This window comes from Pantoea sp. OVA07A, from assembly GCF_019969975.1.
Classification (GTDB): domain Bacteria; phylum Pseudomonadota; class Gammaproteobacteria; order Enterobacterales; family Enterobacteriaceae; genus Pantoea; species Pantoea agglomerans.
On the sequence record NZ_JAHXYM010000002.1, the window covers coordinates 502,542 to 526,251 of the forward strand.

Below are 23,710 nucleotides of genomic sequence, written 5' to 3' on the forward strand. Positions count from 1 at the left end.
CTTATTAAAAAAGGCAGCATATATTGCTGCCCTTGAGAATTTAACCGTGATGTCGTACCCGGGTGAAGATGGTCAGCGCGGCCAGCAGCATCAGCACTCCGCTGGCAACGAACACACCGCCTGCGCCGCGCAGGTCAAACATCCAGCCGCCCGCCGCCGCGCCGACAGTAATCGCCAGCTGGATGGTGGCAACCAGTAAACCGCCGCCTGACTCCGCATCATCCGGCACCGCGCGCGAAATCCAGGTTGACCAGCCGGTTGGCATCGAACCAAACGCCATACCCCAGATTGCCACGCCTGCGCCCACCATCCAGCTGACATCGCCAAAGCTCACCAGCAGCAGCGCGGTGACACTCATCAACAGCGCCATGCCACTCAGGGTCAGTGATACGCTGCGGGTGACCAGGAAACCCGCCAGCGAGGTGCCAAAGAAGTTCGCCACACCAAAGGCCAGCAGCACCAGCGACAGCTGATTGAGGTTGAGCTGCGCAACGCTTTCCAGAAATGGACGCAGATAGGTAAAGAAGGCAAAGTGACCGGTAAACATCATGATTACCGCCAGCATTCCCCAGCGCATCACACCAATACGCAGCAGCGCCAGCACCCCGCCGTTGCGGGCTTTGTTCTCTGCCGGCATGGCGGGCAGGGTAAAGAACTGCCACAGCAGCGCCACCGCACCCAGTCCGGCAGTCAGCATAAAGATGTTGCGCCAGCCCACCAGTCCGCCGAGATAGCTGCCCAGTGGCGTAGCGATAATCGTCGCCAGCGAGATACCGCTGAAGACGATAGAGAGCGCACGCGGCACCTGATCGGTGGGAACCAGGCGCATGGTGATGGCGGTTGAGAGTGTCCAGAAGCCGCCAATGGCCATACCCAGCAGCACCCGCGCCAGCAGGATCACCGTCAGGTCAGCCGCAAACGCCACCATCAGTGCCGACGCGATCAGCAACAACGAAAACACCAGCATGACGATGCGGCGGTCGATGCGCCGCGTGACGCTGCCGGTGACCAGACTGGTAAACAGCGCCACCAGCGCGGTGATGGTGACGGTCTGTCCCGCCTGGCCTTCGGATACGCCCAGGCTGTGGGCCATCGGCGTCAGCAGACTCACGGGTAAAAATTCGGCGGTGATGAGGCTGAACACCCCAAATGCCATAGCAAATACCGCGCCCCACGCGGGACGGGTCGGCGAGGAAACCTCATCAGCCACTTCGGTTGTCAGACTCATGCTGCTTCTCCGGAAGATAAAAAAGTGAGTGTGAGCATAGAGCGACGCGTCAGGACGATCTATGATGCTTACACCTTCATTTTTGATAATTCGTCTGGAATCACATGAGCCACTATGGAGATCTGACCAGTGAGCTGCTGATGGGGATGCGCCTCTATGGCGTGAACTATCAGCGTATCGCAGTGAGCGCGCCGTTCGGGCTGCGTTATGAGCACGCGCCGGGCCGGGCGCAGTTCCACTTTGTCGGACGCGGCTCACTGATGGTGCGCAGCGCCTCCGGCGAGGTGTTTCAGCTCAACAGCGGCGATGCGCTGCTGGTGCCGCACGGCAAACCCCACAGCCTGATCTCCAGTGAGGAGGCGAGCTGCCAGTGTATTAAGAACATGGCGAGCAAGCCGCTCTGCGACAGCGTCTGCGCCATTGCAGCACCGGAAGATGCCTGTGATGACGAGCACAGTGTGCTGTTGTTCAGCGCCTGCATGGCGTTTGAGCTCGGCGGCATGCAGCCGCTGATCAATACCATGCCCGATGTGATGCTGGTGAGTACTCTGCTGTCGCAATACCCGGAGATTCAGCCGATTCTGGCGGCGATGGAGCGGGAGTCGCTCACCCGCCAGGCGGGATTCGCCGGTATTCTGTCGCGTCTGGCAGACGTGGTTGCCGCGCTGATTGTGCGCGGCTGGGTAGAGAACGGCTGCGGCGAGCGCAGTGGGCTGGTGCAGGCGATGCGCGATCCACGTCTGAGTCAGGCGATTGCTGCGATGCATCGGGAGCCAGGAGAAAACTGGACGGTGGCGCGGCTGGCCAGCGTGGCAGGCTGTTCGCGCTCAGTGTTTGCCGGACGGTTTCTCAATGCCACCGGCATGACGCCGCTGCGCTATCTGACGGAGTTGCGGATGCGGCTGGCGGTGCAGCGGATTGTGAACAACGGTGAAGCGGTGGAAGCCGTGGCTTATCATCTCGGCTACGGCTCGATTGCGGCATTCAGTCGCGCCTTTAAACGGATTGTCGGTCAGTCACCAGGCGCACTGCGTGCCGGACGCGACGGCACGCAGGCGCTGGCCTCTTAACCGGGCCGCTTAATCTCTTCTCTTAACGAAAGACGCTGATCGCTTCGACCAGACGGTTAGCCTGATGAGTCATGCGGCCTGAAGCCTCGGCGCTTTCTGTCACGCGGGCGGCGTTCTGGTGGGTGATATCATCAAGATCTTCCACCGCTGAACTGACTTCGCTGAGCGCGGTCGCCTGTTCGGCCGTGGCGGCGCTGATCTGGGCGATCAGTGCGGTGACATTCTGCACCTGCGACACGATATCCTGCATCGTGCGGCCTGCCGCGCTGGCGTGCTCATTGCCCGAGTTGACCCGGCTGGCGCTGGTTTCAACCAGCATTTTGATTTCGCTCGCGGCTTTGGCGCTGCGCTGCGCCAGGCTGCGCACTTCTCCGGCGACCACCGCAAAGCCTTTGCCCTGCTCACCGGCCCGCGCCGCTTCCACGGCGGCGTTCAGTGCCAGGATATTGGTCTGGAAGGCAATCCCGTCGATAACGCTGGTAATATTGGCAATCCGCTTTGAACTGTCAGCAATTTCGCCCATCATGCCCATCATTTCGGTCATCACCTCACCGCCTTTGCTGGCAGCGTAGCTGGTGCCGGCTGAGAGGGTATTCGCCTCATGTGCAGTTTCAGTGTTGCTCTTCACCGTGGCGGTCATTTCGTTCATGGTGGCCGCAGTCTGCTGCACGTTGGCAGCCGCCTGTTCGGTACGGCGGCTGAGTTCGTTATTGCTGCGGGCGATGGCGTCGCTGGCGCTCAGCACGTTGATCGCCTGGCCGCTGACATCATCCACCAGCCAGCGGAACATCAATCCGAGCTGACCGATGGCGCGCAGCGTCACACCCACCTCATCAACGCGGTCCATCTGCTCCACTTTATGGCTGGCACCGGTTGCCACGCTCAGCGCCTGTTTGCACATCCGCTCAATAGGGCGTGAAATCTGCTGCTCCAGCCACAGGCTGCAGAGCAGAAGCAGCGCAACCATTCCCGCGGTAAAGCCTGCCAGTGCCGTGGGCGTCATGCCCAGCGCCCAGACGCCTGCCACCGAGAGGGGCAGTAACGTCAGCAGCGTTGTGCGGATCCGCCAGCGAAGGGGCAGCGTCTTCAGGATTGAGGCGGGACGACGCCAGCCGCTGCGAACCAGCAGGCCTTTGTGAAAACGTCGCCCTCTGGCGCGGCCTTCACGAAAATCCTGATAGAGCACCTCAGTCTGACGCACTTCCTCTGCCGTGGGTTTGGTGCGCACCGACATGTAGCCCTGCACTTTACCGTCGCGTACTACCGGAATGGCGTTGGCCCGCACCCAGTAGTGATCGCCATTTTTACGGCGGTTCTTGACCAGTGCCGTCCAGGGTTCACCCTGTTTCAGCGTCGCCCACATGTCGGCAAACGCTTCTGATGGCATATCGGGGTGACGTACCATGTTATGCGGCTGGCCGTTGATCTCGTCGGCGGTGAATCCGCTCGCCTCGATAAACGCGTCGTTAGCGTAGGTGATGTGGCTGTTAAGATCGGTGGTCGACATCAGTGTCGCATTATCGTCGAACAGATATTCACGCTGAGAGACAGGCTGGTTGTTACGCATCAAAAGTCCTTGGAGACCCGACGTCCTGCACGCGACGGTCTGAGTGTCGGCATGAAAACTGTGGGCTGAGAGATAACGATTACCTTTTTTTATGTTTTCGGCATGCTTCTGCCTACTCTTTAGCGTTTAAGTTAAATTAGTGGCAATAATAAAGCCGCTTTGTAGCGGCTTTCACATTTTTGGTTGATTATCCATCCGTTAGCCGGACTGGATAATTCCGGCAGCGGGTCAGCTGAGGTCGACATTACGGGTGCCAAACCACCAGGTAAGCAGGAATCCGCCGATCCAGGCCACCATCAGCCCGGCCAGATAGACCGCCATGCCAGCGAAGATCCCCTGGCTGGAGGTCATCAGTGGCAGCGTGACCAGGCCGGAGGGTCCGAATACCGTATTCATCCCGACCGGCAAACCCAGCCACGCCACCAGCCCGATAAAGAACCCGCCCAGCGCACCCCCGCCGCAGGCGGTAATAAAGGGCTTGAGGCGCGGCAAAGTGACGCCGTAGATCAGCGGTTCACCGACGCCAAGCAGCCCCGGTACGATAGCGCCTTTGATCTGCGCCCGCAGCAGCGCCCCTTTTTCTGCTTTGCACCACAACGCCAGTGATGCGCCGACCTGGCCTGCTCCCGCCATCGCCAGAATCGGGAAGAGCGAGTTAAACCCCTGGGTTTCCATCAGCGCAAAGTAGACCGGAATAAAGCCCTGATGGATGCCGAACATCACCGCGATCAGGAACAGCCCGGCCAGCAGCGCACAGCCAAAGGGATTGTTATTGAGATGGATAAACAGCCACGACATCCCTTTAAACAGTTCGCCGCCCAGCGGCATGATCAACAGATAGGTGATGGCGCCGGTGATCAACAGCGTAAACAGCGAGGTGAGGATCATATCGAGATTGTCGGGAATGATTTTGCGCAGCTGTTTTTCAATCCACGCCCCGATAATCGCCGCCATCAGCACGCCAATAATGTTGCCGCGCGGGTCGATCGCCAGGCCAAAGAAGTTTTCCATGCCGCTGTAGTAGCCGGTGGTGGCCGTGGGCACATAGCCGAGCACAAACAGCGAGGCGATGATTGCGCCATTGACGCCGCTGCCGCCAAACGCTTTTTGCGCGTTGTAGCCAATCAGGATGCTGAGAAAAGTGAACAGCCCTTTACCGAAGACTTTCATGTACGCCACGGTATGCAGCAGCCAGGGCGCGTGGTCACCGGGTGCAGTGAGGTGGAGACTCTGTTCAATCAGCGTGGCAAATCCCAGCAGCAGCCCCGCGCCGATAAAGCCCGGAATCAGCGGAGTGAAGATGGTGGCGAAGCGCGACAGGAACTGATGCACGCCGCTGGTCTGTTTCGCCTTTAGCTGCTGCTTCTGCTGCTTCGCCAGCACGCGAAGTTCCGCTGTTTCGCCCTGCGGTGCCAGCGCGGTATCACCCTGAGCCAGCAGGTTCTGCATCCCCTCGGCGGCGGTTTGCGCCTTGCCAGGCCCCAGCACAATCTGCAACTGTGCCTCGCTGTCGATAACGCCTAAGACACCCGGCAGGCTTTTTAACCGTGCCAGATCACTCTCTCCCGGCTGATTGAGCGTCAGGCGGAGCCGCGTCATGCAGTGACCACAGGCCGCGATATTTTGCGCGCCACCGACCGCCTGCAGGATGTCGCGCAACAGTGCCTCGGTGATTCTGGCCATTAGCGTGCTCCCGCTGCCTGTAAAGCCTGACGGATAAAGCCCTGATGCTGACTGAGCAGCGCTTTCGCCTCATCGGCAGCCAGGTCAGCCAGCACCATCAGAATGGCGGTTTTGCAGTGTCCGCCACAGGCGGTGAGCGCGGCGCTGGCCGTCGCCTCATCACAGTCAGTGGCCTGCATGACGATGTTAACCTGACGCTGCACCAGTTTCTGATTGGTGGCTTCCACATCGACCATCAGGTTGCCGTACACTTTTCCGCTGCGGATCATCGACCCGGTAGTGAGCATGTTGAGCACCAGTTTTTGTGCCGTGCCCGCTTTCATACGGGAAGACCCGGTGACCACTTCGGGGCCGACCACCGGCGTGAGCGCAATCGCGGCAACCTGCGACATGGCGCTGCCTGGATTACAGGTGAGCGATACAGTGGTTGCGCCAAGTTCGTTCGCGTATGCCAGCGCGCCCAGTACGTAGGGTGTGCGACCGCTGGCGGCGATGCCAACCAGCACATCGTGGCGGCTGAAGTGGATATCTTTCAGATCCTGCGCGCCCTGCTCCCGGTTGTCTTCCGCGTTTTCTACCGCCTGGAGTATGGCGGTATGACCTCCTGCAATCAGGCCGACCACCTGCTCGCGGGGTGTGCCAAAGGTAGGTGGGCACTCGCTGGCATCCAGTATGCCAAGTCGACCGGAGGTGCCTGCGCCGCAATAGATCAGTCGTCCACCGGCCTGGAATGCGGCGCAGATGGCGTCAACGGCGGCGGCAATCTGCGGCACGATGGCCTCAACCGCCAGCGCCACCTTTTTATCTTCATCATTGATGACGCGAAGCATCGCTTCGGTGGAGAGTTCGTCAATATTCTGGCTGGCCGGGTTGCGGCCTTCGGTGATCATCTGGCTGAGGTCGAGTTTCATGGCGGGCTCCGCAAAGGAATAAATTATTCAAATTACTAACTATCATAACGAATGATTAATTCATTGGGTGAGATCTTTTTTCGATGGATGTGGGGTGAGTCATGTTGCGGGGGATCAGGTTGGGTGAGTGATGAGTATAAGCATTACGACCTGGGTGCGGTGCATGTGAGTGGAATCGCTGGGAGACCGGTACAGGTCAGAAAAGGTTCACCTGATCGGCGAGGAAGCGCAATCGAGTATTGATACATGCTTAATTGATGCGTATTACGGCCTGGGTGCGGTGCATGTGAGTGCAATCGCTGGGAGACCGGTGCCGGTCAGAAAAGGTTCACCTGATCGTAAAGACGCATTCGTCATCCATGACGCTCGGCCCACGCGATTACGCACCTCATCCATGAGGTGCGCCCGTTGCCGGGCCAACGCTCTGCGTTGTTCAAAAACGCTCCCGGCGTTTTTGTCCCTGCCGTGGGACGCTTTACTCTTCAGGTATCAGAAAACAGTGAGCAATTGCCTGCCTCATAATGGGTTCTGAGGGCACCATTCGACATCGCGAGGGAGCCGCGTCAGCCAATTAAAACCCACCAATCGCAGGTTAAAAGCGCATCCATTTAATCAATATAAAGTTGTGACGTTCTGCAGCCATATAAAGCAGCCAGCTTCTCAAGCGTTTGTTTTTGAGGTTTCTTTCTCGACTCTAACTTCGACACGCCAGCCTGCGTGATGCCCAGTTTATTCGCCACCTCTTCCTGTGACATGTGACGATGCAAACGCCAGGCAACATGCAAAGGAACAGATTGCCGTCGGCTGATTTTCATTACATCGTGAGGAATAGTTTCATCATCGTCTGGACCCACTTCATAAGGGACAGACTCAAACACATCATCTAAATGACGTTCAGCCATGAGCTTATTAAACAGCTCTATAGGGATGACAGCACCAGTGCGGTTCCCGCGCTCGTCCGTCAGAAACTGTATAGCATTCATGGGTAATCACTCCTTACTGGTACGGCAGGCAACACTGTCTGATCGTCTGCCTGTGCTGCGGAACGCTAAACCCGGCTGCACAGAACTTATTGATGACGCACATTGCTCCTGCCACACTGCTAGCGCTTTTTGTACGTGGTCGATGTTCTTCTTACGACTTCAAGTATATCTATCACTACTGGCTGACCTTTCTCTATCTTCCAGAGTACGCGGTAGTGACCTACTACCAGCTTCATTCGCTTCTGTTTATCATCAGTCAGCTTTTCGACTTTCAGATGGGGAATATCCGGCCATTTAGCCAGCGCCTCTACAGCATCTTCAATAGCGTTACCCTCTTTCTGAGGCAGCCCATAAAGCTGTTTCAATGCCTTTTTCGTCCAGTTAATTTCTGGCATTCGTCAACACTCCATGTTGTCAAGGAACACAGTCAACTCACCGCAATGAAATATAACTATAATCAATCATAATAACAATACTATCGTCTCAGAATTATGGTTTTTAGTTATAAAAATATAACCCTTTAATTTTCAGTCAACCTGTATATCTGCCATTAAAAATCTCATAAAAAAAAGGCCCAACTTTCGTTGAGCCCATTTTTACGTTAATGCCGTGTTCAGCTTGCGGTCTGTGTCCGCAGCTCCAGCTCATACTCTTTCGCCTTTTCGACGTCGAACTGGTTTTCCCAGCGGGCAATCACCAGCACCGCCAGCGCATTACCAACCACGTTCAGCGCGGTACGCGCCATATCCATGATGCGGTCAACACCGGCGATAAACGCCAGACCTTCCAGAGGAATGCCGACGCTGCCCAGTGTGGCCAGCAGCACCACGAAGGAGACGCCTGGCACGCCAGCGATACCTTTCGAGGTCACCATCAGCGTTATTACCAGCACAATCTCGTCGGTCAGCGACAGGTCAATGCCATACAGCTGCGCAATAAAGATCGCCGCGATACTCTGATAAAGCGTTGAACCATCCAGATTAAACGAGTAACCGGTCGGCACCACGAAGCTGGTGATCGCTTTCGGCGCACCGTAGGCTTCCATCTTCTCCATGATACGCGGCAGCACCGTTTCCGAACTGGAAGTGGAGTAAGAGAGAATCAGCTCATCCTTCAGGATACGCATCAGCGTGGTAATCCGCAGCTTACAGAAGCGCGCCACTCCGCCCAGCACCACAAAGGCGAAGAACAGAATTGCCGCGTAAACCAGCAGCACCAGCTTAGCCAGCGGCCAGAGCGAGGCAAAGCCGAAGTTAGCAATCGTCACCGCAATCAGCGCAAACACACCCACCGGGGCATAGCGCATGATCATGTGCGTCACTTTAAACATCGCTTCAGAAATGCCACGGAACAGGTTCACCAGCGGATCGCGCTGTTCTGACGGCAGTGACGACAGGCCTAAGCCAAACAGCACCGAGAAAAAGATAATCGGCAGCATGTCGCCCTTCGCCATTGAGGCGAAAATATTCTGCGGGATCAGCGACAGAATGGTGGTCACCAGGCTGTGCGGACCGCCCTGTACCTCTGCCGTTGTCGCTTCATATTTAGAGATGTCCACCGTTGCCAGCGTTGACATATCAATGCCGGTGCCGGGTTGAAATACGTTGGCCAGCGTAATACCGACCACAATGGCAATGGTGGTGATCACTTCAAAGTAGAGAATCGTTTTGACGCCGATGCGTCCCAGCTTCTTTGCATCACCCACGCCAGCGATGCCGACAATCAGGGATGAAATCACAATCGGTACCACAATCATCTTGATAAGATGAATAAAGATATCGCCTGCCGGGCTGAGAATGTTGGTGACTAACCATTCACGATTGTCTGGCTGATTATGCAACACAGCACCCACAACGATGCCAAGCACCAGGGCTGTCAGAATCTGCCAGGCCAGGCTGATTTTAAAACCTTTCATAACGTGTAATTTCCTCAGTCAAAACCCGTTTCTCTCTACTGCGAAGGTGCAGAAGACAATACACACAGGGAGTGAGCAAAAAGCCCGGTAAATTAGAGGGTGTCTTGAAACAGCGCCTCGTATGAAAATCTGATGATTCCCATACCCATTTTCAGACGCGGTCTGAGTTGATACCTGCAGAACAGGGGCGAGATAAGTACCATTTTCACTGTGGTAAATGCAACCCCTGGCGGATCCGATTAAAAGTTCACCATCTAAGCAGCATAAAGTGCTGCCGGAGATGAAAAACCCTAACCTGCTGTTATGAAAAGTATTACTTCGATGAATTTACGCATAGCTATGCAGAAACGATTAAAAACTGATCCGGCGCGTTTGCTCGCTTTTTATTCAGGATGAAAGCGTAAAAGCGATGCCTGACTTCTCCAGCGCCGCCAGAGCGTTAACCTGATAGATCAGAATGGCTTAACGCTTCTTGGGGGATGTGTATCACGTGATCTGTGGCGCAAAAAAGAAACAAAGCTTTGGCGCAGGCTTTAATTAACCATTGATTGACATATCATTAACATCTTCAAGGAGATCCGCCATGAGCCAAATACACAAACATCCCGTTCCAGAGAATATTGCAGCAAACACCCTGATTACTGCAGAACAGTATCAGGCGATGTATCAGCAATCTGTCGACGATCCAGACAGTTTCTGGGGCGAACAGGGCAAAATCCTTGACTGGATCAAGCCTTACAGCAAAGTGAAAAACTGCTCGTTTGCACCAGGTAACATTAACATTCGCTGGTACGAAGATGGCACGCTCAACCTGGCGGCAAACTGCCTTGACCGTCATTTAGCCACGCGCGGCGATCACCCGGCGATTATCTGGGAAGGCGACGACGCCAGCGAAAGCAAAACCCTGACTTTCCGCCAGCTGCATGCCGAAGTCTGTCGCTTCGCCAACGTGCTGGAACTGCTGGAAGTGAAAAAAGGCGACGTGGTGGCCATATATATGCCGATGGTGCCGGAAGCCGCAGTAGCGATGCTGGCCTGTGCGCGTATCGGTGCCGTTCACTCGGTGATCTTTGGCGGTTTCTCACCGGAGGCGGTCGCGGGCCGCATCGTCGATTCCAGCGCCTCGCTGGTGATCACGGCCGATGAAGGGATCCGCGCCGGTCGCAGCATTCCGCTGAAGAAAAATGTCGATGACGCGCTAAAAAATCCTAATGTCACCAGCGTGAAAAATGTGGTGGTGTTCCAGCGCACCGGTAAAGATGTGGGCTGGGTTGAGGGCCGCGATCAGTGGTGGCACGACCTGATGCTGAACGCGAGCACCAACCACGCTGCCGCAGAAGTCGGCGCGGAAGATCCGCTGTTTATCCTTTATACCTCCGGTTCAACCGGCAAACCCAAAGGCGTGTTGCACTCTACCGGCGGGTATCTGGTCTATGCCGCCACGACCTTTAAGTTCGTCTTTGATTACCATCAGGATGATATCTACTGGTGCACCGCTGATGTTGGCTGGGTGACGGGCCACAGCTATCTGGTTTATGGCCCGCTGGCCTGTGGCGCCACCACACTGATGTTTGAAGGGGTGCCGAACTGGCCAACGCCGAGCCGTATGGCGGAAGTGGTCGATAAACATAAAGTCACGCTGCTCTACACCGCGCCCACTGCAATCCGTGCGCTGATGGCGGAAGGTGATAAGGCGATTGCCGGCACCGACCGCAGCAGCCTGCGCATTATGGGATCGGTCGGTGAGCCAATTAACCCGGAAGCCTGGGAGTGGTACTACAAGAAAATCGGCAACAGCCGCTGCCCGATTGTTGATACCTGGTGGCAGACCGAAACCGGCGGCTTCATGATCACGCCGCTGCCGGGTGCGACCGAACTGAAAGCGGGTTCCGCCACCCGACCGTTCTTTGGCGTGCAGCCCGCGCTGGTGGATAACGAAGGTCAGCCACAGGAAGGCGCCTGTGAAGGCAATCTGGTGATCACCGAGTCGTGGCCGGGTCAGGCACGTACCCTCTATGGCGATCACGACCGTTTCGAGCAGACTTACTTCTCTACCTTTAAAAATGTCTACTTCAGTGGTGATGGCGCCCGTCGTGATGAAGATGGCTACTACTGGATCACCGGACGCGTCGATGACGTACTCAATGTTTCCGGTCACCGACTCGGCACCGCCGAAATTGAATCGGCGCTGGTCTCGCACCCTAAAATTGCCGAAGCGGCGGTAGTGGGGATTCCTCACAGCATCAAAGGCCAGGCGATTTATGCCTATATCACGCTGAATCATGGCGAAGAGCCGTCGCCGGAGTTGTATACCGAAGTGCGCCAGTGGGTCCGTAAAGAGATTGGCCCGATAGCCACACCGGATGTGCTGCACTGGACCGACTCACTGCCGAAAACCCGCTCCGGCAAAATCATGCGGCGTATTCTGCGCAAAATTGCCACCGGAGATACCAGTAATCTTGGTGATACTTCTACGCTCGCCGATCCTGGCGTAGTAGAAAAACTGCTTGAGGAGAAACAGTCGATCAAAATGCCTTAAGCGCACGCTGTCCGGCGGGAAGATCGCTTCCCGCCACACCCGCCCTACGCAGTCTGTTTCGGTAGTCACAAATATTATAACCAGCTGAATCCGCGCCCTGTCGCGAGGTTCTCGCCTGCAAGCCCTCTGGAGAAAATGTGATGAATGACGCCCTTTCGAATCAGGATGCCATCAATCAACAGATTGAGCGTAATCCCCTTTTTCATGAATTAGTCCGTAAGCGCCAGGCGTTCGCGACGCTGCTGTCGCTGATCATGCTGGTGCTCTATGTCGGCTTTATCCTGCTGATCGCATTTGCCCCCGGCTGGCTCGGTACGCCGCTGCATGCCGACACCAACGTCACGCGCGGTATCCCGATTGGGGTCGGGCTGATTGTGATGTCGTTTGTGCTGACCGGCGTCTATGTCTGGCGTGCCAACGGTGAGTTTGACCGTTTAACGAAAGCGATCCTCAGCGAGGTGAAATCATGACTCGTCTCACCTTATGGCTGCTGGCCTTAATGCTGCCGTTTTCAGCGCTGGCTGCCGATGCGATAACCGGTGCCGTGCAGCGCCAGGCGACCAACTACCAGGCGATTATCATGTTTACGATTTTCGTCGGGGCCACGCTGGGAATTACTTACTGGGCCTCAAAGCGCACCCGATCACGTAATGACTACTACACCGCGGGCGGCAATATCACTGGCTTCCAGAATGGCCTGGCGATGGCGGGTGACTTCATGTCGGCCGCCTCGTTCCTGGGCATTTCGGCGCTGGTTTACACCTCCGGTTATGACGGGCTGATCTACTCGCTCGGCTTCCTGGTCGGCTGGCCGATGATTCTGTTTTTAATCGCTGAGCGACTGCGTAACCTGGGTCGCTATACGTTTGCCGATGTCGCCTCATATCGTCTGAAGCAGATGCCGATCCGCACCCTGTCAGCCTGCGGCTCGCTGGTGGTCGTGGCGCTCTACCTGATCGCGCAGATGGTCGGGGCCGGTAAACTGATCCAGCTGCTGTTTGGCCTTAACTACCATGTTGCGGTAGTCCTGGTCGGCATTCTGATGGTGATGTATGTGCTGTTTGGCGGCATGCTGGCCACCACCTGGGTGCAGATCATCAAAGCCGTGCTGCTGCTGTTTGGCGCCACCTTCATGGCGGTCATGGTAATGAAGGCGACCGGTTTCAGTTTTAATACGCTGTTCACCGAAGCGATGGCGGTCCATCCAAAAGGCATCGCGATTATGCAGCCTGGCGGACTGGTTAAAGATCCTATCTCGGCGCTGTCTCTGGGGCTGGGGCTGATGTTTGGTACGGCCGGATTGCCGCATATTCTGATGCGTTTCTTTACCGTAGCGGATGCTAAAGAGGCACGTAAAAGCGTCTTCTGGGCCACCGGTTTTATGGGCTACTTCTACTTCCTGACCTTTATTATCGGCTTCGGTGCCATCCTGCTGGTGGGCGCTAACCCGGCCTTTAAAGATGCCAGCGGCGCGCTGATTGGCGGCACCAATATGGCGGCGGTACATCTGGCGAACGCCGTGGGCGGCAGCACCTTCCTGGGCTTTATCTCTGCGGTTGCCTTCGCCACGATTCTGGCCGTTGTCGCAGGCTTAACCCTGGCAGGTGCGTCGGCGGTGTCTCACGACCTCTACGCCAGCGTGTATCGTAAAGGTCAGGCGAGCGAGAAAGATGAACTGCGGGTTTCAAAAATTACCGTGCTGGCGCTGGGCGTGGTGGCGATTGCGCTGGGTATTCTGTTTGAGAAACAGAACATCGCCTTTATGGTCGGGCTGGCCTTCTCGATTGCGGCCAGCTGTAACTTCCCGATCATCCTGCTGTCGATGTACTGGTCAAAACTCACGACGCGTGGCGCGATGGTGGGCGGCTGGCTCGGTCTGCTGACCGCCGTTATCCTGATGATCCTCGGCCCGACGGTGTGGGTACAGGTGCTGGGCAACGCGAAGGCGATTTTCCCCTATGAGTATCCGGCGCTGTTCTCCATGGCGGTGGCCTTCGTGGGCATCTGGCTCTTCTCCATTACCGACCATTCGCAGCAGGGCGCAGAAGAACGTTCACGCTTCCGTGCACAGTTTATCCGCTCGCAGACCGGCACCGGCATCGAACAGGGCAAAGCGCACTGATCGTGGCTTTTCGTTCATAACGAGCAGGCAATAAAAAAGGGCGGCTACCGAAGTAGTCGCCCTCTTCTTTTGCGCAGCAGAATCAGAAGCGCAGCGATGCACCCACGTACGGGCCATCGACCAGCACGTTATCTTTGCGTCCATCTTTGTTGTTCAGTTCGATGTACTGATAACCTACACGCAGGTTAAGCAGTGAAACCGGCGTGAAGCTCAGGCCGCCACCGGCTTCCTGATAGCTGTCGAGCTGATCGGTGAAAGACTCTGGCGCGTAATAATATTCGCCATACAGGCCCCACATGCTGTTGAAGCTGTAGTGTGCTGCACCACCCAGCGCCACCGCAAATCCATCTTTTCCATCTTCAGGATGGGTGAAGATCGCTTTTGCGGTCGGCGCCAGACGCAGCGGTCCGAAATCAACGTTGTAACCCAGACCGGCACCGTAGGTGCTGCCGTCATGGTCGCTACGCAGCCAGTTACCTTTCAGAAACAGACCGGGTGTTGTGGTGCCCAGACCCACATTCAGGTTGGTGTTGTGTTCGCTGACATCAACACTGCCTTCAATCGCCTGAGCGGTACCGCTCATTAAAACCAGCCCGAGGGCGCTCCCGGCAACAAGTTGCTTAAACATGATTCCACTCCGTGAAAGGACAATTAATTCGGCCGCAAGGTTAACAGCCTGAAATGGGGAGACAACAAAATCTGGAAAACTTTACGTAAAAATACGTGTCTCAGCGCAGACCAGCCCCTGTGCGACGGAGTGTAGCCTATATTGTCCACATCAGGTGCCCAATCAGCGGGGCCAGCACCACGGTCACCACGCCAGAGAGCATCATCACCAGGCTGGCGACCACGCCCTCCTGCTCGCCAATCTGATAGGCGCGTGCCGTGCCGGCACCGTGTGACGCCGCACCGAATCCCGCGCCTTTCGCCACGCCCTGCTTAATGGCGAGCCGCAGAAACAGCACGTCGCCGATTGCCATGCCAAACACGCCTGTAATCACCACGAACAGCGCCACCAGATCGGGCTGCCCGCCAATCGGACCCGCCGCAGCCAGCGCAAACGGCGTGGTGATAGAGCGCACGGCCAGGCTGCGCTGAATCGACTCCGGCAGGGTTAACAGCCGCGCCAGCCAGACGGAACTGCAGACGGCGACCAGCGTCGCGGTCACTACGCCCGCGCTCAGCGACAGCCAGTGGCGCTTAATAATTTCCACGTTCTCATAGACCGGCACCGCAAACGCCAGCGTCGCTGGCCCCAGCAGCCAGAGCAGCCAGTGGTTTTCGGCGATGTAATCCTGCCAGCTGATATGCGTCAGCAGCAGCAATGCCACCAGCACCAGCGGCGTCATCACCAGTGGCATCAGCAGCAGCGTCCGCCAGCGGCGGTAAAGCCGTTTATTCAGCGCATAAACCAGCAGCGTAACGGCTACACACAGCAGGCTGAGCAGAAAATCACGCATGCGGATCCTGCTTACGCGCGGCGCGCGCGACTTCATACTGATAAAGCCGGTCCACCACCCAGGCAGTCGAGGCCAGCACCAGCAGCGTACTGACGCCGATCACCACACAGATGCGCCAGCCATCAACCCGCAGCAGATCGCCATAGTTCACCACCGCCACCACCGCCGGAATAAAGAACAGCAGCATCTCGGCCAGCAGCCAGCGTGATCCGGCTTTCACCCAGTTCAGCGGCACAATCCGCGTCACGATTAACGCCAGCAGCAGCAGCATCCCGACGATATTGGCGGGCAGCGGCAGATGCAGCCAGCTCACCAGCCGGTCGCAGGCGATAAACAGGCCGATATAGAAACCCAGCTGGAGCGGCAGGCTGAGCCATTGCACTGCGCGGTTGCTGCGTAAAGTGAGCGCTAACGCCATCACCTTGTCTCCCCGATTAAATTGATGTCACCAGTATAAATCGTCAACAGAAGGTGAAAAAAATGAATTAAAATTATCGAAATCATGCCTGAAAGGAATAGTTATGGATGTCCGCGCCCTGCGTTACTTTACTGAAGTCGTACGCCAGCAAAGCTTTACCCGTGCGGCGCAGAAGCTGTTTGTGACGCAACCGACCATCAGCAAAATGCTGCGCCAGCTGGAGGAGGAGCTGGGCTGCACGCTGATCCTGCGCGATGGTCGTCGTCTGCACCTCACCGACAGCGGCCAGGCGGTCTATCAACGCGGCCTGGCGATCCTGCAGGAGTTTCATCAGCTGGAAGCGGAGATTGGTGACATCAACCAGCTTAAAACCGGTGAGCTGCGACTGGGTATTCCGCCGATGGTCGGTATGCAGATCGCCGGTTCGATTTCCGCGTTTCGCCGCCGCTATCCCGGTGTGAAGCTGAAAATCTCTGAATTCGGCGGTCTGACCGTCCAGCAGGCGGTGCTGGCGGGCAGTCTGGATATCGCCCTGACCGCGCTACCGGTCGATGCCGAGCTGCCGCTGAACACCCTGCCCCTGATGCATCATCCGCTCTGCGTACTGCTGCCGCGTCGCCCGGAGTGGCTCAGCCGCCAGCAGATTGGACTGGCAGAACTGGCAGAGCATCCACTGCTGATTTTTAATGAGGAGTTCTCGCTGAATCGTCAGCTGATGCAGGCGTTTCAGCGGCTCAACCTGACGCCAACGGTGGCGGTTCGCAGCGGACAGTGGGATTTTCTGGCGGCGATGGTGCAGGCGGAGATGGGGCTGGCGATTCTGCCGGAGCCGATCTGTCAGCGGCTGGATAAGCAGTCGCTGCTGTGGCTGCCGCTGGAATCGGAGCTGAAGTGGAGTCTGGGATTGATCTGGCGGGAAGGGAGTTATCTGTCGCGCAGTGCGCAGGCGTGGATAGCCTGTTGTCGCGAGCATTGGCCGGATGAGCCGCCGCGCCTGTCGGTGTGAAAGGCTGGCACGCCGCATTAACGCGCAGGCGTGCCAGTCAGGACTTACTCCTCTTTTTCGATCAGCAGCGCTTCCAGCAGATCCAGGTCGTGCAGTAACTTCTGCATCGTCTCATTGGAGATTTGCTGGGTGGCGCGCAGATGATAGACCTCAGCACGTTCGGCACGCAGTCCGGTCAGGCGGAAGCGACGCTCCAGGTTCTCGGCGAACAGCGCGTGTTCAAGGTCATTCTTCCCTTCAGCGCGACGACGTAAGTTGCCAATCACCCGCAGACTCACCTCTTTAAGCAGCTCCGGATCGATGTTCTCTTCCGACTCATTCTCCAGCCGCTCTTCCATCTTGTGCAGGCTCTCAATGGCTGCGCCTGCCATTACCGCACGCGCATTCTGCAACTCGCGACGGTGTGCGCCTTTATCAATAGTATCAATGCCGCGCAGCAGAATCGGCAGAATCACTACCCCTACCAACAGCGAGAAGAGAATCACGCCGGTGGCGATAAAGACCAGTTCATAACGCGCCGGGAAAGGCTCGCCGTTGGTCAGGAACAGCGGAATCGACAGGACACCGGCCAGGGTAATCGCGCCGCGCACACCCGCAAAGGAGGCGATCAGCAGTTCACGCAACGAGTAGTTGGAGAACTCCAGCGGCTTCTTCTTCAGCAGGCGTTTGCTGAAGCGCTGCATAATCCACAGCCAGCCAAAACGCACGATCATCAGCGCGGCATAGACCAGCCCGATATCGGCAAACAGCATCCAGAGCTCGACGTTCGGATCGGCCTGCGCCTGATCGACAGAGGTCTGCAGAATATCCGGCAACTGCAGGCCCAGCATCAGGAAGACCATGCCGTTAAAGACGAACTCCAGCATCTGCCAGACGCTGTTGGCACGCAGGCGCATCGCCAGCGGTGCCTGACGAATAATACCGGAACGGGTGATGGTCATACCGGCCGCCACGGCCGCCAGGATGCCTGAGACACCCAGATGTTCAGCAATCAGGTAAGAAGCGAACGGCAGCAGCAGCAGCAGCACGGTCTGGGTAGCCGGATCGTCACCGCTCCAGCGGCTGAGCAGGCGCAGTGACTTACCGTAGAGCCAGCAGATCGCGACACCCGCAATCAGACCACCCACCGCCACTTTCAGGAACTCAACGCTGGCACCGCCCCAGGTAAACACCATGGTACCCATGGCGACTGCCACGGCAAATTTCAGCGATACCAGGCCCGAAGCGTCATTCATCAGGGCTTCGCCCTGCACGATCGACATAATCTTCTTGGGAATACGGCCTTCACCGACAATGCCTGAGAGCGCCACGGCATCGGTCGGTGACAGCACCGCCGCCAGCGCAAAGGCAGGGATCAGCGGGATACCTGGTACCAGCCAGTAGATCAGATAGCCGATGCCGATCACGGTAATCAGGACCAGCGCCAGTGCTAAGCCAATTATCTCGCGACCATGATGCAGGAACTCACTGATCGGCGTCTTCCAGCCATCCGCGAACAGCAGCGGCGGAATAAAGAGCACCAGAAACAGCTCCGGGTCAAAGTCGACATGCAGACCAAAAGTTGGCCAGGCCAGCATCGCACCCACGGCGATCTGAACCAGCGGCAACGGGATCTGAAAAGGGAGGATACGAGCCGCAACGCCAGAGAGCGACACGACCAGCGTCATGATGAGAATTGTAAAAAAGATTTCCATGCTTTCCTTAGGCGTCGTTTCTTTCAATCATTGGTTAAGCGCTAAAGTGTAAAACAAACTGCGGTGAAGATTGTCAGCTACGCGTGCGCCGGGCGGGAAAATAGTGAAAAATTCCGGACGTGCAGCCGCACGCCCGGTTGTACAGTCAGATCGCCCAGCCACCGGCGTAAAACGCCACCAGCGCGATAGCAATAATGACGGTGCCGACGTTGAGCTTACGCCATTCCCCCGCGAAGAGACGCCCCACGACCAGGCTGGCGAAGCCGATCATAATGCCCGTGACGATGTTACAGGTGAGCACGATAATCACCGCCGTTAACAGGCCCGACATCGCATCGACAAAATCATTGAAGTCCACTTTCGCCACGTTGCTCAGCATCAGCAGACCCACATACATCAGCGCGGGGGCGGTGGCGTAAGCCGGCACCAGATACGCCAGCGGTGACATAAACAGAATGGCAAGGAACAGCAGGCCGACCACAATCGCGGTAAGACCGGTTTTACCCCCCGCCGCCGTTCCTGCCGCCGATTCGATATAAACCGCAGCCGGTGACGCGCCTACCAGACCCGCGAACAGGCTGCTGACGGAGTCGCTAGTCAGCGCACGACCACCATTGATAATCTGGCCCTGTTTATCCAGCAGATTTGCCTGACCCGCGACCGCGCGAATGGTGCCGGTCGCGTCAAAGACCGCCGTCATCACCAGTGCCAGCACGCTTGGCAGCACGACCGGCTGCATCGCGCCCATAATGTCGAGGCTGAACAGCAGCGACTCACCGCTGGCATCACGCAGGCTCGGCAGCGCAAACAATCCTTTGTAGCTCACCGCCGGATCGAAGATCAGCCCCAGCAGCGAAATGGCGATAATTGTCATGAGAATACCGCCGGGCATCCGGCGCTTCTCCAGTCCAATAATTGCTGCCAGTCCCAGCAGCGTCATCATTACCGGGAAGGTGGTGAAGTGGCCCAGCGCCACCGGCAGGCCCGGTGCCGGGTTTTTCACTACCAGGCCTACACCGTCAGCCGCAATCAGCAGCAAAAACAGGCCAATTCCGACGCCAGTGCCGTGCGCCACGCCCATCGGCAGATTACGCAGGATCCAGGCACGAATGCCGGTCACTGAGATCAGGGTAAACAGCAGGCCCATCAGGAACACCGCGCCCAGCGCAACCGGCACGCTGATGTGCTGGCCCAGCACGAGGCTGAAAGCGGTAAAGGCGGTTAAGGAGATTGCACAGCCAATTGCCATCGGCAGATTGGCCCACAGTCCCATGATGATGGAACCAAAGCTGGCAACCAGGCAGGTGGCGACAAACACGGCAGTGGGGGGAAAACCGGCCTTGCCCAGCATCCCCGGCACCACGATGACGGAGTAGACCATCGCCAGGAAGGTGGTAAGTCCGGCCAGAATTTCCTGGCGCACGCTGCTGCCGCGCGCCGAGATCGAGAACCAGGCGTCCAGTTTTCCACTGGCCGGGCGTGATTCAGTTGACATAGTTGAGCCTCAAAAATTTTTGTTGTGTGGATCGCTCTGCGACCATCGCTGTCCCTGGAATAAGCGGGTAGACGGCGTCACTGTCGGGTTTTACCCGGCAGGCAAACGTTTACCTTGCCGCAGATAGTTGGCCGCCAGAAGCGGCCAGATAAAAAGGCATGCGATTATCCGGCGTTTAGCGGCACATTTTCAACTGTCAGAGGGAGATTCTTCAGCATAAAGATCAGGCTTAAGTCGCCAGCAGCCACGTGGCCCAGGCCGACGTCAAACGCTGACGCCCTGAAGTTAACGCGATTTTCAGGGGGATGCGCACTGGCGCAGCCGTGATGAGACACGACCCGCCATTGGAAGAGGGGAATTAACCTGGCAGCGAAAGCTCACCGCCCTGATCGATCGCGCGCTGCCAGGCGGCACGCTGTTGCACAGTCTGCAGCCATTTCTGGCTGGCGGGCATCTGCTCTAGTCCGGCACGTCGCGCAAGCGCCAGCAGCGGAAAGCTCATCTGGATATCAGCGATACTGAAGCGCTGACCGGCGAACCAGGGATTTGCAGCCAGATGCTGTTCGATCATCTGCATGTGTGGCTTAAGCTGTTTATCCAGAAACGCCTTCTGCACGCCTTTACCGAATGCCGCCCCGACCGGGCGCAGCAGCCACGGCACCGGTGCTTTACCCATCTGACCGAAGATCAGCTTCATCACCAGCAGCGGCATCAGCGAGCCTTCGGCATAGTGCAGCCAGTAGCGGCACTGCAGCCGCGACGCCTCATCACTCACTTTGAGCCGGAACTCGTGATCATATTTCTCTTCAAGATATTCGAGAATGGCACCTGACTCTGCCACTACCTGGTTCCCGTCGGTAATCACCGGTGATTTTCCCAGTGGATGCACTTTTTTCAGCGCCTCCGGGGCCAGCATGGTCGGTTCGCGTTGATAGCGTTTAATCTGGTACGGCACTTCCAGCTCTTCCAGCAGCCACAGCACCCGATGCGAGCGCGATTTCTCAAGATGGTGAACGGTGATCATCATGATTCCCTGTGTTTTGACCTTCACCAAGTATAGACGTCACTCCACATCCGGATGTTTATCATCCTGTTCCGGGTCAAGCAGCACCGCACCCGAGCCCTGCTGACCCAGCCGGTCGCCGGGATTGCGCAGCGGGCAGTCGCGCATCGACAAACAGCCGCAGCCGATACAGCCATCCAGGTCATTACGCAGGCGGGTCAGGGTTTCAATGCGCTTATCCAGCTCTTCGCGCCAGTGCTGCGTCAGCGCATCCCACTCCGGTGTCGACATGCGCTTGTCAGGCGGAATGTGATCCAGGCTGTCACTGACCGTTGCCAGCGGAATGCCGATACGCTGTGCAATCTTGATAATTGCGACGCGTCGCAGCACGTCACGGCTGTATCGCCGCTGATTGCCGCTGTTGCGGGTGCTGAAAATAAGTCCTTTTGTCTCATAAAAGTGCAGCGCCGAAACCGCCACACCGCTGCGGCGCGCCACTTCACCCGGTGTTAAGACCGGTTTCGGATAGTTGCGTTCTTTTTTCATCAGGCTCTTTACCTCAAGTTAACTTGAGGAATTATACTCGCTCTCCATCAAAACCACTAAACTCCCATTACCGCTTATTAAGCACCAGAAGGATGAGACCATGATGCAAGAAGAGATCATTCATTCCCTGACGCACTGGATTGACCAGAACCTGGATAAGAGCCTGTCGATCGATGAGGTTGCCGCAAAATCGGGCTATTCGAAATGGCATCTGCAGCGTATGTTCCGTTCGGTAACGAAACAGACGCTGGGTGGCTATATTCGCGAGCGCCGTCTGACGCTGGCAGCGGAAGCGCTGTCACAGACACAGCGCCCGGTGTTTGATATTGCGATGCAGTATGGCTATGACTCGCAGCAGACCTTCTCCCGCGTGTTTCGTCGTCAGTTTTCACAGACGCCTACCGCTTACCGCCACACCATGCGCCGCCAGGCGATTCAGCGCCCTCGCCTGCTGAGTTTTGGCTGCAATGACGGTATCAGTAGCTTCACCCAGCGCACGACCGGCGAGTGCTGTCCGGTTCGTTGACCCTTCAGATGCGCCCGCCCGGGCGCATCTGACTGATTTCCCCGCCGTTCTTCTTCTACTGCTCACTATTCCCTCACGTCGCTACCATACCAGAGTCAAATTTTGTTCAAAATTTAAAATCGGGTGATATAATGTGACCCAAGTCACACTTTGAACCTGGGTTGACGGCGAAAAAGCACCCCCTGACACACTTTTCCGCCGCCGGTGATGTCCGCAGATTGTCAGGAATACTTACTGATATTGAGGTCCGGCCGATGGCTACGTTAACCGCCAGTTTACTTGTTATGCGTTGGGAATTGCTGAGCGCAATCATGATGTTTTTTGCCAGCACCCTGAAAACCAAACTTCGTCAGGATAGCCGTCACGTGATGGCATTTATGTGTGGCGGGATTGGTTTAGGCATGACCTGCTGGTTTGTTACCGGTCTGATGGGCATTACCCTGAGCATGGATAACGTGCATAACTTTCTGGAAATCTCAAAGCATGCCTTTATCGATGTGATGAGCCAGGCGCCTGCTGACTGGCCGATGCCCTGATTTTTGCGCATAAAAAACCCCGCTTAGCGGGGTTTTTTATATTGCTGTGTGTGCTTAAATTTTCTTCAACATGGCAGGGATATTAACATCCTGCACTGTAACGCCCGGGCTCTGCGTTCCGCGGCGGTCCTGAATCCACATATCTCCCATCATCTGATTTAAACCACGATCTAATCCGGTGACCAGTCCTGCACCTGGGGTGAAGGTCAGTTCGCCAAAGTAGATGCGCTCGTCATGGATATACCAGTCCACACGCACGTAGTCGAAATCACTGGCCAGCTTCTTGCTCAGTTCGAGCGCATGTTCCAGTGACGGCATAATCGGTGAGACATCCAGACCGGTATCGCGAATCTTGTGATAGGCCTCATTGAGGTTATTCACGTAGAAATTCATCGACAGCAGCGGCTGGCAGCGGTTGTAGATCACCTGCAGCACATATTCGAACTTGCCATCACGCTTGTTGAACATATGAAACTTGTAATCAATCGGCGCGCTTTTGCCATCACCAATGTACTTCTCAACCAGGATACGTGGCTTGATGTAGCGATAGTGAATCTCACGCGCTTCGTTGGCGAAGTCGGTCTTCAGCCAGCGATAGCAGTCATGAATGATCTGCTGCTTGCGCAGTGCGTCCGGCTCCTCCAGCAAAATCTCTACCATGTTGGAGGCGTGGTTCGGCTTGATCACCGTCCCCTTCCAGCAGGGTAAGCTGTTCAGCGTGGTCGGGTCAGTGGTTTCGTGTACCAGCGGGATCAGGTATTCATTACCGATTTTTTCAGCAATGAATTCGCGCACCGAGTACTTATCTGACAGACGACCATAGCTCTGGTAATCGCCGAAGATAAACTTACGGTACAACACCTTCTCGTTGAACACTTTTGGCTGACGCAGATTGGGCAGCTTTCTGAACTTATGGAAGTAGTAGATGCGGTCCTGATAAGCCCAGGGCATCTTCTTAATAAAATACTGCACACTTCTTCTGAGTTCTTCTTTCAACTTGAGCATATC

General features: G+C 56.6%; 22 protein-coding genes. 7 read left to right on the top strand and 15 right to left on the bottom strand.

Annotated features, from left to right (window positions below; translation table 11 throughout):
- Positions 1 to 40: 40 nt before the first annotated feature.
- A complete protein-coding gene (locus LC417_RS10775) occupies positions 41 to 1,228 on the bottom strand; it encodes an MFS transporter (protein ID WP_010252123.1) in 1,188 nt (395 codons plus the stop codon).
- A 104-nt stretch (positions 1,229 to 1,332) separates the two neighbouring features.
- Between LC417_RS10775 and LC417_RS10780 the strand changes: the two genes are divergently transcribed.
- Positions 1,333 to 2,298, top strand: a complete 966-nt coding sequence (locus LC417_RS10780; RefSeq protein WP_010252125.1) for an AraC family transcriptional regulator — start codon at positions 1,333 to 1,335, stop codon at positions 2,296 to 2,298.
- A 22-nt stretch (positions 2,299 to 2,320) separates the two neighbouring features.
- Here the strand turns inward: LC417_RS10780 and LC417_RS10785 are convergent, their stop codons facing one another.
- The 6 genes from LC417_RS10785 to gltP all read right to left on the bottom strand — a co-directional run bounded on the left by LC417_RS10785 (position 2,321) and on the right by gltP (position 9,357).
- On the bottom strand, positions 2,321 to 3,865 hold the full coding sequence (locus LC417_RS10785; protein ID WP_223565824.1) for a PAS domain-containing methyl-accepting chemotaxis protein: 1,545 nt from the start codon (positions 3,863 to 3,865) through the stop codon (positions 2,321 to 2,323).
- Between the two features lie 228 nt (positions 3,866 to 4,093).
- Positions 4,094 to 5,548, bottom strand: a complete 1,455-nt coding sequence (gene murP, locus LC417_RS10790) for a PTS N-acetylmuramic acid transporter subunit IIBC (RefSeq protein ID WP_223565825.1) — start codon at positions 5,546 to 5,548, stop codon at positions 4,094 to 4,096.
- Positions 5,548 to 6,459 (bottom strand): N-acetylmuramic acid 6-phosphate etherase, encoded by a 912-nt coding sequence (murQ, locus tag LC417_RS10795; RefSeq protein WP_052271197.1) that lies wholly within the window; start codon positions 6,457 to 6,459, stop codon positions 5,548 to 5,550. Before murQ ends, murP begins: the two co-directional genes overlap by 1 nt.
- Before the next feature lie 608 nt (positions 6,460 to 7,067).
- The gene (locus tag LC417_RS10800; protein ID WP_022625226.1) at positions 7,068 to 7,442 is read right to left on the bottom strand and encodes a helix-turn-helix domain-containing protein; all 375 of its coding nucleotides are present in this window, start codon (positions 7,440 to 7,442) and stop codon (positions 7,068 to 7,070) included.
- A 119-nt stretch (positions 7,443 to 7,561) separates the two neighbouring features.
- Positions 7,562 to 7,837, bottom strand: coding sequence for a type II toxin-antitoxin system RelE/ParE family toxin (locus LC417_RS10805; RefSeq protein WP_010252139.1), 276 nt, complete (start codon positions 7,835 to 7,837; stop codon positions 7,562 to 7,564).
- 218 nt (positions 7,838 to 8,055) lie between these two features.
- On the bottom strand, positions 8,056 to 9,357 hold the full coding sequence (gene gltP, locus LC417_RS10810; protein WP_010252141.1) for a glutamate/aspartate:proton symporter GltP: 1,302 nt from the start codon (positions 9,355 to 9,357) through the stop codon (positions 8,056 to 8,058).
- 583 nt (positions 9,358 to 9,940) lie between these two features.
- On the opposite strand from gltP, the gene acs reads away from it, so the two are divergent.
- The 3 genes from acs (at position 9,941) to LC417_RS10825 (ending at position 14,018) form a co-directional block, all read left to right on the top strand.
- Positions 9,941 to 11,896 carry an acetate--CoA ligase gene (acs, locus tag LC417_RS10815; RefSeq protein ID WP_010252142.1) on the top strand — a complete coding sequence of 652 codons (1,956 nt, stop codon included), beginning with the start codon at positions 9,941 to 9,943 and terminating at the stop codon, positions 11,894 to 11,896.
- A 140-nt stretch (positions 11,897 to 12,036) separates the two neighbouring features.
- Positions 12,037 to 12,366, top strand: coding sequence for a DUF485 domain-containing protein (locus LC417_RS10820; protein ID WP_223565826.1), 330 nt, complete (start codon positions 12,037 to 12,039; stop codon positions 12,364 to 12,366).
- Positions 12,363 to 14,018 (top strand): cation acetate symporter, encoded by a 1,656-nt coding sequence (locus LC417_RS10825; RefSeq protein WP_022625224.1) that lies wholly within the window; start codon positions 12,363 to 12,365, stop codon positions 14,016 to 14,018. Before LC417_RS10820 ends, LC417_RS10825 begins: the two co-directional genes overlap by 4 nt.
- An 82-nt stretch (positions 14,019 to 14,100) precedes the next feature.
- Here LC417_RS10825 and LC417_RS10830 read toward each other — a convergent pair whose 3' ends face one another.
- The 3 genes from LC417_RS10830 to LC417_RS10840 all read right to left on the bottom strand — a co-directional run bounded on the left by LC417_RS10830 (position 14,101) and on the right by LC417_RS10840 (position 15,896).
- The gene (locus tag LC417_RS10830) at positions 14,101 to 14,646 is read right to left on the bottom strand and encodes a YfaZ family outer membrane protein (protein WP_223565827.1); all 546 of its coding nucleotides are present in this window, start codon (positions 14,644 to 14,646) and stop codon (positions 14,101 to 14,103) included.
- Between the two features lie 136 nt (positions 14,647 to 14,782).
- Positions 14,783 to 15,478, bottom strand: coding sequence for an LrgB family protein (locus tag LC417_RS10835; protein ID WP_010252149.1), 696 nt, complete (start codon positions 15,476 to 15,478; stop codon positions 14,783 to 14,785).
- Entirely contained in the window at positions 15,471 to 15,896 is a 426-nt protein-coding gene (locus tag LC417_RS10840; RefSeq protein ID WP_010672051.1) for a CidA/LrgA family protein, read from the bottom strand. The genes LC417_RS10835 and LC417_RS10840 overlap by 8 nt, the downstream gene beginning before the upstream one ends.
- A gap of 103 nt (positions 15,897 to 15,999) precedes the next feature.
- Between LC417_RS10840 and LC417_RS10845 the strand changes: the two genes are divergently transcribed.
- A complete protein-coding gene (locus tag LC417_RS10845) occupies positions 16,000 to 16,902 on the top strand; it encodes a LysR family transcriptional regulator (RefSeq protein ID WP_010252153.1) in 903 nt (300 codons plus the stop codon).
- A 44-nt stretch (positions 16,903 to 16,946) separates the two neighbouring features.
- On the opposite strand, the gene LC417_RS10850 is transcribed toward LC417_RS10845, so the two are convergent.
- The 4 genes from LC417_RS10850 to soxR all read right to left on the bottom strand — a co-directional run bounded on the left by LC417_RS10850 (position 16,947) and on the right by soxR (position 21,640).
- Positions 16,947 to 18,596 carry a Na+/H+ antiporter gene (locus LC417_RS10850; RefSeq protein WP_010252155.1) on the bottom strand — a complete coding sequence of 550 codons (1,650 nt, stop codon included), beginning with the start codon at positions 18,594 to 18,596 and terminating at the stop codon, positions 16,947 to 16,949.
- Positions 18,597 to 18,741: 145 nt separating this feature from the next.
- Positions 18,742 to 20,091 carry an NCS2 family permease gene (locus LC417_RS10855; RefSeq protein ID WP_022625223.1) on the bottom strand — a complete coding sequence of 450 codons (1,350 nt, stop codon included), beginning with the start codon at positions 20,089 to 20,091 and terminating at the stop codon, positions 18,742 to 18,744.
- Between the two features lie 358 nt (positions 20,092 to 20,449).
- A complete protein-coding gene (locus LC417_RS10860) occupies positions 20,450 to 21,115 on the bottom strand; it encodes a glutathione S-transferase family protein (RefSeq protein ID WP_010252159.1) in 666 nt (221 codons plus the stop codon).
- A gap of 39 nt (positions 21,116 to 21,154) precedes the next feature.
- Positions 21,155 to 21,640 carry a redox-sensitive transcriptional activator SoxR gene (gene soxR / locus LC417_RS10865; RefSeq protein ID WP_010252161.1) on the bottom strand — a complete coding sequence of 162 codons (486 nt, stop codon included), beginning with the start codon at positions 21,638 to 21,640 and terminating at the stop codon, positions 21,155 to 21,157.
- Between the two features lie 100 nt (positions 21,641 to 21,740).
- Between soxR and soxS the strand changes: the two genes are divergently transcribed.
- Positions 21,741 to 22,166 (top strand): superoxide response transcriptional regulator SoxS, encoded by a 426-nt coding sequence (soxS, locus tag LC417_RS10870; protein ID WP_010252163.1) that lies wholly within the window; start codon positions 21,741 to 21,743, stop codon positions 22,164 to 22,166.
- Positions 22,167 to 22,420: 254 nt separating this feature from the next.
- Entirely contained in the window at positions 22,421 to 22,702 is a 282-nt protein-coding gene (locus LC417_RS10875; RefSeq protein ID WP_010252166.1) for a YjcB family protein, read from the top strand.
- A gap of 54 nt (positions 22,703 to 22,756) precedes the next feature.
- Here LC417_RS10875 and LC417_RS10880 read toward each other — a convergent pair whose 3' ends face one another.
- On the bottom strand, positions 22,757 to 23,707 hold the full coding sequence (locus LC417_RS10880; RefSeq protein WP_010252168.1) for an ATP-grasp fold amidoligase family protein: 951 nt from the start codon (positions 23,705 to 23,707) through the stop codon (positions 22,757 to 22,759).
- Positions 23,708 to 23,710 lie beyond the last annotated feature (3 nt).